The organism is Bacillus sp. NTK034 (assembly GCF_017303275.1).
In the GTDB taxonomy this organism is placed as follows: domain Bacteria; phylum Bacillota; class Bacilli; order Bacillales; family Cytobacillaceae; genus Cytobacillus.
Map to the genome: position 1 here is coordinate 50,729 of NZ_JAFKOJ010000015.1, position 14,901 is coordinate 65,629.

Sequence of the window (14,901 nt, forward strand, 5' to 3'; positions counted from 1 at the left end):
GCCTAGCCTCTTTTCCATCTGATTCCCTGCGGTGTATCTTCAAGGATAATATTCATTTCTTTCAGCTGATCGCGGATTTTGTCTGCCAGTTCGAAATTGCGCTCTTTTCTGGCCAGCTGCCTCTGCTCAATCAGCTGTTCGATTTCTTCATCCAGAAGGTCAGCATTTGTTTCTTCAAGAGAAAGGCCCAATACATCAAACAGCGTTTCGAATTCTTTCGTGAAAGCATCAATCACTTCAACTGCTGTGTTTTTCTCCATCAGATAATAATTCGCAAGCTTAGACAGTTCGAACAGTATAGATACGGCATTGGCTGTATTGAAATCATCATCCATATCATGTATGAACTGTTTATGAAGACCTGAAATTTTATCCAGCCACTCCTGATTATTATCAGTCAGGTTCACACTTGCTTCTTTGCGGTGCTGCAAATTGTGATAAGACGTTTTAATGCGCTCCAGCCCTGTACGGGTATTTTCCAGAAGCTCATCACTGTAGTTGATTGGATGTCTGTAATGTACGGACAGCATGAAAAATCTTAGTACCTGCGGGTCATGCTTTTGGATAATGTCATGAACCAGAACGAAGTTCCCCAGTGATTTAGACATTTTTTCGTTATCGATATTAATATAGCCATTGTGCATCCAATAGCGGGCAAAGGTTTCTCCTGTCAATGCTTCCGACTGGGCGATCTCATTTTCATGATGCGGGAAAGCCAGATCCTGTCCGCCGGCATGGATATCAATCGTGTCCCCCAGATATTTCTTTGCCATAGCCGAGCATTCAATATGCCATCCCGGCCTTCCTTGCCCCCAAGGGCTCTCCCACGCGATCTCCCCTTCCTTCGCTGCTTTCCAAAGAACAAAGTCAAGAGAATCCTGTTTCTTTTCGCCGACGGCAATACGGGCACCGACCCGAAGCTCATCAATGGACTGATGGGACAGTTTTCCATACTCATCGAACTTACGGGTATGGTAATAGACATCCCCTTCTGATTCATACGCGAAGCCTTTATCAATCAATGTCTGGATAAACTCAATAATAATATCGATGCTTTCTGTCACCCTCGGGTGGACATCAGCCCTTCTGCAGCCCAGTGCAGATACGTCTTCGAAGTAGGCATTAATGAATCGTTCCGCGATACTTGGAACGTCCGTTCCCAGTTCATTGGCCACGCGGATCAGCTTATCATCCACATCAGTAAAGTTTGAGACATACTGAACATCGAAGCCGCGGAATTCAAGATATCTGCGTACTGTATCAAATACAATCGGCGGGCGCGCATTCCCTATATGGATATAGTTATAAACGGTGGGACCGCACACATACATTTTCACTTTTCCCTCTTCTATGGGAATAAAATCTTCTTTTTGACGGGTAAGTGTATTATAGATTTGAATGGCCATGAACCTGGCTCCTTTCTTTCCTCAACGTTTCGACTTCGCCTTTTAATTCCTGCAGCTCCTTCTCCAGTTCCTTAAACCGGTCTGCAATTGGATCGGGAAGATCACAATGATTTAAATCCTTGCTAATTTTCACACCATCCCGGACTTTCACTCTTCCTGGAATGCCGACTACTGTTGAATTGGGCGGAACCTCATGAAGGACAACTGAGCCGGCACCTATCTTAGAATTCTCCCCAATTGTAATGGATCCCAAAACCTTCGCACCGGTCGCAATCAGCGCATTGTCCTTAATAGTAGGATGCCGCTTGCCTTTTTCCTTCCCGGTTCCCCCAAGTGTCACACCCTGGAAGACAGTTACGTTATCGCCAATTTCACAAGTTTCCCCGATGACAACCCCCATGCCATGGTCGATGAAGAAGCGCCTGCCGATCTTTGCTCCCGGGTGAATTTCAATTCCTGTGAAAAAGCGGCTGACCTGGGAAACAACTCTTGCAAGAAAATAAAACTTCCGCTTAAAAAGCGCGTGGGCCACGCGGTGCGACCAGACAGCATGCAATCCTGAGTACGTTAAAACTACTTCCAAATAACTTCTTGCTGCCGGATCCTGTTCAAATACCACTTCGATATCTTCCTTCATTCTTGCAAACATAGTTCATTTCCCCTCCCGACATAGGTATCAATCTCTATTTTTATTTTTCTAAACCTTTTCCCCTATAACATTTCTCTGCCCATAAAAGCAGGTTTTAAATATAAAAAAGCGCCTCTGCCCAATCGGACAGAGACGCTTTATGCGCGGTTCCACTCTGTTTAGGCTTCAGAAGCCTCAACTTTACTTGTTAACGGATAAGTTCCGCTCAAATCTACTAGGAAGCAGGGGGCATCCGTTCAAATTGAGGCTCTGAGGCGCACTTCAGAAAAAGGAGAGGCTTAAACCACTTTCAGCCGGTGATGGTTCTCTCTAAAAAAGCATCTTTTTTCTTACTTTTCCTCTTCAACACTTTTCGATATAGAATAATTTACTTAATACTATATTACATTTTCTCCAAGATGTTAACCAATAATGCTCATTAATCGAGTTTTTACTTTTTCTTTTCCTAAAAGCTCGATTGCCTGCGGCAGATCCGGCCCATGGGTTTGGCCAGTAGTAGCTGAACGGATTGGCATGAACAGTTTCTTGCCCTTGTGGCCTGTTGACTTTTGCACAGCCTTCATGGCCGCTTTAATTCCATCCGCTTTGAACTCTGCCATATTGTCAATTTCCTGCAGGAACGCAGACAGCACTTCAGGAACTTGCTCTTCAGCCAGAACTTCATTCGCTTCTTCATCAACTGTCATTTCTTCTGTAAAGAACAGCTCTGAAAGCTCAGCAATTTGAGCGCCAAAGCTCATTTTTTCCTGGTAAAGAGTAATCAGGCTTCTAACCCAATCTTCATTTTCCTGCTGCCAGTTTTCACTGATCTTCCCTGCCTTTACCAGATGAGGGGCTGAAATGGCCACCAGACGGTCCTGATCAAGCTTTTTCATGTACTGATTATTCATCCATTCAAGCTTCTGCTTATCGAAAAGGGCAGGGGATTTTGATAATCTGCTTTCATCAAAGATATCAATGAATTCTTCTTTGGAGAAGATTTCTTCCTCGCCTGCAGGAGACCAGCCAAGCAAAGCAATAAAGTTAAAGAGCGCTTCCGGCAGGTAGCCGAGCTCTTCATACTGTTCAATGAACTGGATAATTGTTTCGTCCCGCTTGCTCAGTTTTTTGCGGCTTTCATTGACAATCAGCGTCATATGGCCAAACGTCGGAATGTCCCAGCCTAATGCTTCGTATATCATCTGCTGTTTGGGCGTATTGGAGATATGGTCATCCCCGCGCAGGACATGAGATATTTTCATAAGGTGGTCATCTACTGCTACAGCAAAGTTATAAGTAGGAGTGCCATCCTTTTTGACAATGACAAAATCACCAAAGCCATCAGATTCAAATGACACTTCGCCTTTTACCATGTCATTGAATGTCAATTCCCTGCCTTTTGGCACTAGAAAGCGGATGCTGGGCTTTCTGCCTTCTGCTTCCAGTGCAGCTCTTTCATCCTCTGTCAGATGACGGCATTTCCCTGAGTAAGCAGGAGTGTCGCCTTTTGAAGATTGAGCTTCACGCTCAGCTTCCAGCTCCTCTTCCGTACAATAGCATTTATAGGCATGCCCTTTGTCGAGCAATTCCTTGTAGTATGTTTCATAGATATGATTTCTTTCAGATTGGCGGTATGGGCCATATTCGCCTTCCTGGTCGATGCTTTCGTCCCAATCCATGCCAAGCCATTTTAAATAGTGAAGCTGGCTTTCTTCACCGCCTTCAATATTCCGCTTCTTATCTGTATCCTCAATGCGGATGATGAATTTTCCGCCTTTGCTTCTTGCAAACAAATAGTTGAAAAGCGCCGTTCTTGCATTTCCGATATGCAAATGTCCAGTCGGACTCGGAGCATAACGGACGCGGATTTCATTTGACATACTAACTGCCTCCTTAAAAATCTAAATCTGTTGAGTTTTTCGTCTTACCAGTAGACTGCATAAGCTATATTTTATCACTCAGATTTTTCTTCTGAAAGGTAATTTTACTGGTTCTCTTTCTTTTTCAGCAAAACAGCGGCCTGGGAAGCGATTCCCTCTCCCCGTCCTGTAAATCCAAGTTTTTCTGTAGTTGTTGCTTTCACATTGATATTTTCTTTTTCGGTTTCAAGAAGCTCTGCAATCCGCTCCTGCATTTTTCCGATATGAGGAGACATTTTCGGCTTCTGGGCAATGATGGTGCAGTCTGCATTGACCAGCTCATATCCTTTTTCTTTTACGATTCCCCACACATGCGCAAGCAGCTTCGCAGAATCGGCATCCTTGAATTCAGGATCGGTATCAGGAAAATGCCGCCCAATGTCTCCTTCCCCAATTGCCCCAAGGCAGGCATCGGCCACTGTATGCAGCAGGACATCTGCATCCGAATGCCCCAGCAGCCCTTTCTCATATGGTATTTCAATACCCCCGATAATCAGCGGGCGTCCTTCTGCAAACTGATGAACATCAAAACCTTGTCCAATCCGAAACATGATACAATCTCCTTTACATATGGCTTCTTTTCTTTATAATTGCTTCCGCAAAATAAATATCTTCTGGCGTAGTCAGCTTAATATTATCGTAACTTCCCTCTACAATCACCACTTCATTGCCTAACCGCTCCACGAGGCTGGCATCATCTGTTCCTAAAAAACCGTCTTCCTCGGCCTTGCGGTGTGCATCAAGCAGAGAAGAGAGACGAAAGGCCTGCGGTGTTTGAACAGCCCACAGACAGGAGCGTTCAAGTGTTTCTGTAATCAAATTTCCGTCGGCTTTTTTTACGGTATCCTTCAGCGGCACTGCCAGAACAGCCGCTCCTTTTTCCCGGGCTGCTTTCACTAGCGGCACCAGTAACTCCCGGGTAATAAAAGGGCGGGCAGCGTCATGAACCAGCACCACATCCTCACCTGAAGCTGCTTTGGCCGCATTATAGACGCTATGCTGCCTTTCCTTCCCGCCTTCTACCATAGCAGTCACTTTCGTAATATGATACTTTTTTAACAGAACCTGCATTTCTTCCTCATCCTGAGGATTAATCGCCAAAAAAATGCCTGTGCACTCCGGGTCACTTTCAAAAACTCTTAACGTATGTATAAACACAGGGACATTCCCGATTTCCAGGAGAAGCTTATTCTTTCCCGCTCCCATTCTTTTCCCCTGCCCGGCTGCAGGGAGAATCACTTGATAATTCATATAATGGCTCCTATCTCCTAAGAAAAGCGCAAGCGCCTTGTCCACCCCCGACAAGCACAAGACGAGACTTTTGAAAAGTCGACCTTTGCTTTTTTGGGAGGATCGGCTTGTGACCTCGAGGGGGCAGGCGCTGGAGCTAGACAATTCTCGAAGTTCAATGTTATTTCTTACCTTCCTAAAAAAGCAGGAAAAAGGCAGGGAAAACAATCTCCCTGCACGCTCTGTCCTACTTTCTATCATACATTATAAGGCTTTTTCCAAAAGCTTGGGTTTTGCAAAAATCATTCTTCCGGCTGAAGTCTGCAGTACACTTGTGACAAGAACATCAATATGTTTGCCAATATAATTTCTGCCTTCTTCCACAACGATCATCGTGCCGTCATCCAGATAAGCAATCCCCTGATTCTGTTCCTTGCCGTCCTTAATAACCTGTACCTTCATTTCTTCTCCTGGAAGCACAACGGGTTTGACGGCGTTGGCCAGGTCATTAATATTGAGGACTGCTACTTTTTGCAGTTCACAAACCTTGTTTAAGTTAAAATCATTGGTCACAACGACACCATTCGTTAGCTTAGCCAGCTTCACCAGCTTGCTGTCCACCTCTTGGATTTCTTCAAAATCGCCTTCATAGATTTCTACATTAATGGAAAGTTCTTTTTGAATCCGATTTAAAATATCCAATCCTCTTCGGCCACGGTTGCGCTTTAATACATCTGATGAATCAGCAATATGCTGCAGTTCTTCCAGTACAAACTGCGGAATGACAATCGTGCCTTCCAAAAAGCCTGTCTGGCAAATATCAGCAATGCGGCCATCGATGATAACGCTTGTATCAAGGATCTTAAGTGATTTTTTAGGTGCAGCTTCAGGCTCAATCTCTTCTTCACTGCTCTTCTTCTTCTTGCTTGAAAATAGACTTAAAAGTTCATCCCGCTTTTTAAAGCCAACCTGAAACCCAAGATAGCCGAACAGCAGCGTCAGCACAATCGGAGCTACGGTATTCAGAATCGGGACCTCAATCGCATTTAGGGCATATCCGATTAAAAAAGCAATGACTAATCCAAAAACCAGGCCGACACTTCCAAAAATAATATCTGTTATAGGTACTTTTACCAGTGATTCTTCTGCCCATCTCACGAAATTGACGACATGATCAACCGCCCAAAAAGTTAAAAGATAAAAAATAATAGCACCTAAAATGGCGGACACATATGGATTATTTAAAAGAGGAATGTCATCTAAACTGATTAATTTTAATAAGTCAGGAATCAAAAATATACCCAGCGTTACTCCGATAATAAGGAAGCATGCCTGTACAATACGTTTTAACATTCCTTCACCTCCTTTTAATCATTATAAACAAATTCACAAAATTGAAACCTTGAATCTGGGAGATTTTCAATTTTATCCTTAAAATTATTTCACGATAGTAAAACAACGCACTTAAATCTGCTTAAATTTTTACTTTTACACACTTTAAGGGTAGCACCATTGGCAATAAACTGTCAAATAATTAACTTACCATTTTAGCATAACCAATTACATAGTTCAATGGTCTCTTTATAGCTGACGGTCCGCAAAAACCTGCTCTTTTATGAGCTTAAGTCCCTCTTTTATTTTTCTGGCCCTTACTTCCCCGATTCCTTCTACTTCATCGAGCTCCTCTACTGTGGCTGTGATGATATTTGGAAATTCTTTAAACCGATTAATCAGATTATCGATAATAATTGGCGGGAGTCGGGGAACTTTATTCAGCATGCGGTAGCCGCGCGGGCATTTGAATTCTTCCGTATGAATATACCCGTTGTAGCCAAGAAGCTTGAGAATGACAGAGTCTTCGAGCATTTCTCCTTTTGAAAGCTCCTGAAGCTTAATAAGTGCATCCCTGGAGTCGATGTCCCTTGATTGAGCATAGTCTTTTATAATCCATTCTGCTTCCCGTTCAAGCTCCATCAGCAGTTCGTTCATCTGAAGCCGAATCAGCCTTCCCTCTGTGCCCAGTTCGCTTAAATAGGTGAGGAGCTCGTTTTTAATGCGCAGAACCATTTCGATATTATGAAAAACATGAAGGATATCGCTGTATGTAACAAGCTCTTCAAATTCCAGGATGCTCAGGTTGCCGATACTCTGTTCAAGAACGACCTTATATTTTTCAAGCGTCTGCACGGCAACATTCGCCTTGGTTAAAATGACGCCAATATCACGCAGAGCATAACGGGAATGTCCTTTATAAAGGGTAATGACATTGCGCCTCTGGGAAATGGCAATCACTAATGCGCCTGTTTGCCGGGCAACCCGTTCTGCCGTCCGGTGCCGCATACCCGTTTCGGTAGAAGGCACACCCGGATCAGGAGCCAGCTGGGCGTTAGCTATTAGAATCTTATTTCCTTCTTCATTTAAGATAATGGCTCCATCCATCTTGGCAAGCTCATACAAATAGCTAGGCGAGAACGGGCAATTAATTTGGAATCCTCCATCAACAAGGTTACTAAGCTTTTCTTTTGATCCCAAAACAATCAGCCCGCCTGTATTGGCGCGAAGAACATTATCAATCCCTTCCCTGATAGGCGTACCGGGAGCCATGAACCGAAGGATTTCACTCATCGTTTTTTCGCTCATTTTTTTAGTCTCCATCTTTATCCCCCTAACGCAGCCTTTAATGCTTCACCGACGGAGCTTACTCCGATTAGTTCAATTCCTCCCGGTGCGCTCCAGCCGCCAAGATTGTTCGCCGGCAGGATAACCCGCTCAAAGCCCAGCTTGGCTGCCTCCTGCACTCTTTGTTCTATTCTTGATACTCTCCTGACCTCACCTGTGAGGCCTACTTCACCGATAATGCAGTCTGTTGCCATTGTTGGCTTATCCCGAAAGCTTGACGCAATGCTCACAGCAATGGCCAAATCAATTGCCGGTTCATCAAGCTTCACTCCGCCAGCGACCTTTAGGTAGGCATCCTGATTTTGCAGGAGCATCCCGACTCGTTTTTCCAATACCGCCATCAGGAGCGGAACCCGGTTATGATCAATTCCTGTCGCCATTCGCCTTGGGTTTCCAAAGCTTGTCGGGGAAATCAGCGCCTGAATTTCAACCAGAACTGGCCTTGTTCCTTCCATGGATGCCACGACGGTTGAACCTGCAGCTCCCTGTGATCGCTCTTCCAGGAAAATTTCTGACGGGTTTGCCACTTCCTCAAGCCCAAGTTCCTTCATTTCAAAAATGCCCATTTCGTTTGTTGATCCGAACCTGTTTTTAACCGCACGCAAAATCCTGTATGTATGATGGCGTTCACCTTCAAAGTACAAAACGGTATCTACCATATGCTCGAGAAGTCTTGGACCCGCAATGGAACCTTCCTTTGTAACATGCCCTACGATAAAAATGGCAATTCCCTTCGTTTTGCCGATGCGCATTAGCTCAGCAGTACATTCCCGAACCTGAGAAACGCTGCCCGGCGCCGATGTCACTTCCGGATGAAAGATCGTCTGAATTGAGTCAATAATGACAAAGTCAGGATTCACTGAATCAATCGTTCTGCTGATTTCATCAAGGCTGGTTTCCGAATAAACGAGCAGGCTGTCAGAAGAAACACCTAAACGGTCAGCCCTCAGCTTCGTCTGGCGCATGGATTCTTCCCCTGATATATAGAGAACAGAATGCTTCCTGTTCGCCAGCTGTGATGACACTTGAAGAAGAAGCGTTGATTTCCCTATGCCCGGATCTCCTCCAATAAGAACAAGGGAGCCTCTTACAATTCCGCCACCAAGGACACGGTTTAATTCTTTTAAATTGGTATGTATGCGGGATTCGCTGACTGTTTCAATGGATGTAATCGGTGTTGCTTTCGCCGCTATGGCCGATCCCTGTGAATGAGCAAAAGCACCTCTTCTCGTTGAAGCAGGCTTCTCCACCTCTTCCACCATTGTATTCCATTGTCCGCACCCCGGACATTTCCCCATCCATTTAGGTGACTCATAGCCGCATTCCTGACACATGAATTTCGTTTTTCTTTTAGCCATACTTCTTCCCCTCTCTGTACATTCATTCCAGCCGCATTAAAGGAAATCTTAATATTACCGGCCTTGCGTGAAAGAACCAGCGATGACAGAAGTACGGTTAACTTCCTATTCCCTTTTTTAACGGGTCTTAAAATGTTTTTGTCCTGTTATCTTTTTCTATCTTAAAATTAACATAAATCGGCAGAATAAACCTCTTTAAAGGCTGCCAGCATGATATGTCTGAAAGAGTGCAAAAAGGTACACGTATAACAGGGACGTGTACCTTTTTGCTGTGTAAAATCTTTTGATGCTATTAAAGCGGGAAAGCCATCGAGCAGAATTAAGACTGAACGTAGCGTCCTGCAGGATTAATCAAACAATCAGCGGGAATTAAGTCCCCACTGATTGAAGTCATCTTATTTCTGAAGATTTGGCGTCCCGCTTGGTTCAGCCGTTTTCACTACAAACTCTCCATCTTTCACATCGATTACCACGCTTTGCCCGGTTAGAACCGTTCCTTTTAACAGTTCTTCGGATAAGCGATCTTCAATATGCTTTTGAATCGCCCTGCGGAGCGGACGTGCTCCGTATTCTGGATCATAGCCTTCTACCGAGATTTTTTCTTTGGCTGCATCCGTCAATTCCAGTGTAATATCCTGTTCCTTCAATCGTTTCGTTAAGGTGTCAGACATAAGTGTAACGATTTCCTGAAGATGCTTTTTCTCCAATGCATGGAAAACGATGATTTCATCGATACGGTTCAGGAATTCCGGACGGAAGGACTTCTTCATTTCTTCCATTACTTTTCCTTTCATATCTTTGTAATCCTGTTCACCATCCTGGATGTTAAAGCCAACGTATTTGTTCCGCTTAAGTGCTTCTGCACCTACATTGGATGTCATAATCAGAACGGTATTGCGGAAATCGACGGTTCTGCCCTTAGAATCTGTTAATCTTCCGTCTTCCAATACCTGTAAAAGAATGTTGAATACATCAGGATGAGCCTTTTCAATTTCATCCAGAAGCACAACAGAATATGGTTTTCTGCGGACCTTTTCGGTTAACTGTCCGCCTTCTTCATATCCTACATAACCCGGAGGCGAACCTACCAGACGGGATGTAGAGTGCTTCTCCATGTATTCTGACATATCGATGCGGATCATCGCATCCTCGTCACCGAACATCGCTTCAGCTAATGCACGGGCTAACTCTGTTTTACCTACCCCTGTCGGCCCAAGGAATACAAACGAGCCAATCGGACGCTTCGGATCTTTAAGGCCTGCACGGGCACGGCGGACAGCCTTCGAAATGGCTTTAACCGCTTCTTCCTGTCCGATTACACGGGAATGAAGAATTTCTTCCAGATTAAGAAGCTTTTCTGTTTCTGTTTGGGCAAGCTTCGATACAGGGATTCCAGTCCAGCTGGCCACCACATTGGCAATGTCCTCAACCGTCACTTCACTGTTCTCTTTGCCCTGCTTTTCTTTCCATGTTTTTTTCGTTTCTTCGAGCTGTTCACGCAGGCGCTGCTCTGTATCTCTTAAGGAAGCCGCTTTTTCAAACTCCTGACTTTGAACGGCAGCGTCTTTTTCTTTCCTTACATCCTCCAGCTTAACCTCCAGTTCTTTCAGGTTTGGAGGCGTAGTATAAGAGCGAAGTCTTACCTTTGAACCCGCTTCGTCAATTAAATCAATTGCTTTATCCGGAAGGAAGCGGTCTGAGATGTAGCGATCTGAAAGTTTTACAGCTGCTTGAATGGCTGCATCCGTAATCGTCACACGATGGTGGGCCTCATAACGGTCACGAAGACCTTCAAGAATCTGTACCGATTCCTCCGCAGTCGGCTCATCAACCGTAATAGGCTGGAATCTTCTTTCAAGTGCCGCATCCTTTTCAATATATTTTCTGTATTCATCAAGAGTTGTTGCACCAATACACTGAAGTTCACCGCGGGCCAGAGAAGGCTTTAAGATGTTAGAAGCATCAATCGCACCTTCTGCTCCGCCTGCACCTATTAAGGTATGAAGCTCGTCAATAAATAAAATGATGTTTCCTGCCTGCCTGATTTCATCCATTACCTTCTTCAGGCGGTCTTCAAATTCACCGCGATACTTTGTTCCGGCAACTACTGTACCCATATCTAGCGTCATAACCCTTTTATCACGAAGAGTCTCCGGCACTTCATTATTAATGATCTGCTGTGCCAAGCCCTCTGCGATGGCTGTTTTACCTACCCCAGGCTCACCGATCAGAACCGGGTTGTTTTTCGTCCTGCGGCTTAAAACTTCAATTACACGCTGAATTTCTTTGCTTCGTCCAATTACCGGATCCAGGCTTCCTTCTCTGGCAATAGCAGTTAAGTCACGTGCCAATCCATCAAGAGTCGGTGTATTCGCATTGGCTGCGGAGCCACCCTGATGACTGCCGGACTCATTGCTGCCTAATAGCTGAAGCACTTGCTGGCGCGCTTTATTGAGGCTGACGCCAAGGTTATTCAAAACTCGGGCTGCCACGCCTTCACCCTCACGGATCAGGCCAAGCAGGATATGTTCTGTTCCTACATAGGAATGGCCAAGCTTTCTTGCTTCGTCCATCGAAAGTTCAATGACTTTCTTGGCACGCGGTGTATAATGAATGGTCTGGGAAGCATCCTGCCCCCTGCCAATTAAATTCTCAACCTCTTTTTGGATCTTATCAGAGCCGAGGCCTAAAGCATAGAGAGCTTTTGCAGCAATGCCTTCACCTTCGCGTACAAGCCCCAGCAGAATATGCTCTGTTCCGATGTTGTTATGTCCTAAACGGATTGCTTCCTCCTGTGCTAAAGCCAATACTTTTTGAGCTCTTTCCGTAAATCGTCCGAACATCATATTTTCATCCTCCCAACTCTTGATCTTCCATTTGTAATCTTTCCCTAATTAATGAAGCCCTGCGGATATCGCGTTCATGCGGTCTGAGCGGCCCGCCTGCGTATTGCTGCAGGAAGCCGGGCTGTGTCAGGATCATCAGCTCATTCAATATATTTTTTGATATGTTTTTGATGTACTGCATATCAATCCCCAGGCGAACATCAGACAAGCATTGTGCTGCTTCCTTTGATTCAATGATCCGGCTATTCGATAAAATGCCATAAGAGCGGAAGACTCTGTCTTCTAATTGTATGTTAGAAGTCTTTGCTAATGCTTCCCTTGCCGATCTTTCCTGAGAAATCAGCTGACTGACAACGCTTTTCAGATCCTCTGCGATATCCTCTTCTGACTTTCCGAGAGTGATCTGGTTTGAAACTTGAAAGATGTTACCTAAAGCTTCGCTGCCTTCCCCGTAAATTCCTCTAACAACTAACCCAAGCTGGTTAATTGCCGGAATAATTCTGTTCATTTGCTGCGTGAGAACCAGGCCAGGCAAATGCATCATAACAGATGCCCTTAGCCCTGTTCCTACATTTGTGGGGCAGCTTGTTAAAAAGCCAATATGTTCATCAAATGCATAGTCGGCTTCTTCCTCCAGCCAATCATCAATTTCATTTGCCATACTTAAGGCTTCAGTAAGCTGAAATCCCGGAAATAAGCATTGAATCCTTATATGGTCTTCTTCATTAATCATGATGCTGACTTCTTCATTTTCAGAAAGAAGGCAGGCACCATGAGTTGAATTCTCAGCAAGATGGGGACTGACCAGATGCTTTTCCATCAGCACTCTTTTTTGAAGAGGCTGAAGGCTATCCATTAATAAAAGCTCCATTTTCCCAAGTTTTGAAAAAGAAGAATGCTCCACCCTCGCCTTTATTTTTTCAATGACCGCTTCTGCTTCTTCATTTGAAAATACAGTAGGGAATTTATATTGCTTCATATTGCGGGCGAGCCTGATTCGCGAACTTAAAACAATATCGGAATCAGGGCCTTCCGCACTCATCCAGGAGCTAATAGCTTGATTCATGAAACGTTCCAGCGACAAGCTTACTCCCCTCCCTTTTGATCGGCATTGAGCTGCTTTTCCAGTTTCCTTATTTCGTCCCTCAATTCTGCCGCTCTTTCAAACTCTTCTTTGGAAATCATTTCTTTTAAATTATTTTTTAAATCATCAATATTCCTCCGCAGGTGAATGGTTCCCCCGATTCGTGCAGGAATTTTTCCGCTGTGTGAAGAATTCCCGCTGTGAAGCCTTCTAAGAATTGGGTTCAATTGATCTTTAAAAGTCTCATAGCAGTTGGCGCACCCAAAGCGGCCTACTTTTATAAACTGCTGAAAGGTCAAGGAACATTGCTCACACTGCAGGACTTTCTCCTGCTGAAAAGGATCCTGGCCCGATTCCTGAAAGGCAGGCTGAATATTCAGAAGGCCAGCGAGCAAGTTATTTATTGAAAAACCAGACCCGCTGCCCAGCATAAACATTTCACCTTTTTCCTGTGCGCATTTCTCGCAAAGATGAAACTCTTCTTTCTCGCCATTTACAACCTTCGTAAAATGCAGCGTGGCTGGCCTTTGGTTACATTCCTGACAAATCATGACTTCACCTCCCCAGCTCCCTACTATTTATATTTCAAAGTGGTTAACATTGCCTTAAGCATTCTTGCCCTCAGCTCATCCCTGAATGGAAGATCAATATACAGGACAGAACGGTCTATAACACTAAGCATAATTTTAGCTTCCCTATGTGTTATTATCTCTTCTTCTACCAGACGGTAAATGACATTCTCTGCACTGCTCTGGGCAATCCTGCTCTGCACCAATGAAATTAACTGGTCAATTAAATCAGCATGGTCATAGGACTGGACTTTCATAATCCGAATGAAGCCCCCGCCTCCCCGCTTACTTTCTACTGCATATCCTTTCTCAATCGTAAAACGGGTGTTGATCACATAATTGATCTGAGAAGGAACACATTGGAACTTATCAGCAATTTCACTTCTTTTAATTTCCACGATTTCCCTTTCACTCTTCTCTAAAACCTGTTTTAGATAATTTTCAATTATGTCGGATATATTCCTCACCAGGCCTCCCCCTATCTGACTTTGACTATATTTGACATTAATTATACCTGATTTATGTAATTTCTTGCAATTGGCGGGTATTAATAATTTTCCCCCATTTTTTGACTTCCCAAACCTGAAAATGGAAGTTAATGTCGATAACAATATATTTTTGAATGGGCGGGTTTGTGCTTGGTTGGGAGAAGTTTTTTTAGAGGCTGGGAAGTGTGCTGCGCTTGGTGATCAGTTGGACAGGTGAAACGTGTTAGCTGTTCTGAACTTGTTATTCGGTTGGAATAGAGAGTTGGAATCCTGAAGTATGGCTGACTGAACCTGCTGAATACATGATTCTGGATTCTATGAAGCTGCGGTACAGTAGGTGATACTTTTATCTGGCAAGTTTGGTGATTTATCTAGCATGAATGGTTGATTTTATCTAGCATGGTTCCCATTTTATCTAGCATATTTTGAAGTTTATCTAACACTTGGCACAATTTATCTTTATAGTGAACAAATTTAACACTTAAAACAGACGGTGAAAGGAGTGGCGCATATGTTGGCAGATGTGACGCATATATCTATTTTCCATTAAAAAGAAGAGTCCCAATAAGATATTGGGTACCGGAACTCATCCAAACACACAAAAAAGAGCACCCATCAGGTGCTCTTTCATATGCCCGGCAGCGTCCTACTCTCACAGGGGGACAGCCCCCAACTACCATCGGCGCTGAGAAGC

At 44.2% G+C, this 14,901-nt stretch carries 12 protein-coding genes and 1 other annotated feature; all 12 genes read right to left on the minus strand.

Annotated elements, in window-relative coordinates:
* Positions 1–2: 2 nt before the first annotated feature.
* Positions 3–1,406 carry a cysteine--tRNA ligase gene (cysS, locus tag JI665_RS26490; protein ID WP_206845703.1) on the minus strand — a complete coding sequence of 468 codons (1,404 nt, stop codon included), beginning with the start codon at positions 1,404–1,406 and terminating at the stop codon, positions 3–5.
* On the minus strand, positions 1,387–2,055 hold the full coding sequence (cysE, locus tag JI665_RS26495; protein ID WP_206845704.1) for a serine O-acetyltransferase: 669 nt from the start codon (positions 2,053–2,055) through the stop codon (positions 1,387–1,389). The genes cysS and cysE overlap by 20 nt, the downstream gene beginning before the upstream one ends.
* Positions 2,056–2,180: 125 nt before the next feature.
* Positions 2,181–2,410 (minus strand) — a binding site (T-box leader).
* Between the two features lie 46 nt (positions 2,411–2,456).
* Positions 2,457–3,914, minus strand: coding sequence for a glutamate--tRNA ligase (gene gltX, locus JI665_RS26500; RefSeq protein ID WP_206845706.1), 1,458 nt, complete (start codon positions 3,912–3,914; stop codon positions 2,457–2,459).
* Between the two features lie 104 nt (positions 3,915–4,018).
* Positions 4,019–4,504 carry a 2-C-methyl-D-erythritol 2,4-cyclodiphosphate synthase gene (gene ispF, locus JI665_RS26505; protein WP_206845707.1) on the minus strand — a complete coding sequence of 162 codons (486 nt, stop codon included), beginning with the start codon at positions 4,502–4,504 and terminating at the stop codon, positions 4,019–4,021.
* Positions 4,505–4,517: 13 nt separating this feature from the next.
* Positions 4,518–5,204: a 2-C-methyl-D-erythritol 4-phosphate cytidylyltransferase gene (gene ispD, locus JI665_RS26510; RefSeq protein WP_206845708.1), complete on the minus strand. Its 687-nt coding sequence runs from the start codon at positions 5,202–5,204 to the stop codon at positions 4,518–4,520.
* 243 nt (positions 5,205–5,447) lie between these two features.
* On the minus strand, positions 5,448–6,536 hold the full coding sequence (locus JI665_RS26515) for a PIN/TRAM domain-containing protein (RefSeq protein ID WP_206845709.1): 1,089 nt from the start codon (positions 6,534–6,536) through the stop codon (positions 5,448–5,450).
* Positions 6,537–6,764: 228 nt separating this feature from the next.
* Entirely contained in the window at positions 6,765–7,838 is a 1,074-nt protein-coding gene (gene disA / locus JI665_RS26520; protein WP_206845710.1) for a DNA integrity scanning diadenylate cyclase DisA, read from the minus strand.
* A 2-nt stretch (positions 7,839–7,840) separates the two neighbouring features.
* Positions 7,841–9,220 (minus strand): DNA repair protein RadA, encoded by a 1,380-nt coding sequence (gene radA, locus JI665_RS26525; RefSeq protein WP_206845711.1) that lies wholly within the window; start codon positions 9,218–9,220, stop codon positions 7,841–7,843.
* A gap of 395 nt (positions 9,221–9,615) precedes the next feature.
* Positions 9,616–12,066: an ATP-dependent Clp protease ATP-binding subunit gene (gene clpC, locus JI665_RS26530; RefSeq protein ID WP_206845712.1), complete on the minus strand. Its 2,451-nt coding sequence runs from the start codon at positions 12,064–12,066 to the stop codon at positions 9,616–9,618.
* Between the two features lie 4 nt (positions 12,067–12,070).
* Positions 12,071–13,150, minus strand: coding sequence for a protein arginine kinase (locus tag JI665_RS26535; RefSeq protein ID WP_206845714.1), 1,080 nt, complete (start codon positions 13,148–13,150; stop codon positions 12,071–12,073).
* Positions 13,151–13,152: 2 nt separating this feature from the next.
* On the minus strand, positions 13,153–13,701 hold the full coding sequence (locus JI665_RS26540) for a UvrB/UvrC motif-containing protein (RefSeq protein WP_206845716.1): 549 nt from the start codon (positions 13,699–13,701) through the stop codon (positions 13,153–13,155).
* A gap of 23 nt (positions 13,702–13,724) precedes the next feature.
* Entirely contained in the window at positions 13,725–14,189 is a 465-nt protein-coding gene (locus JI665_RS26545; RefSeq protein ID WP_206697968.1) for a CtsR family transcriptional regulator, read from the minus strand.
* Between the last annotated feature and the right edge of the window lie 712 nt (positions 14,190–14,901).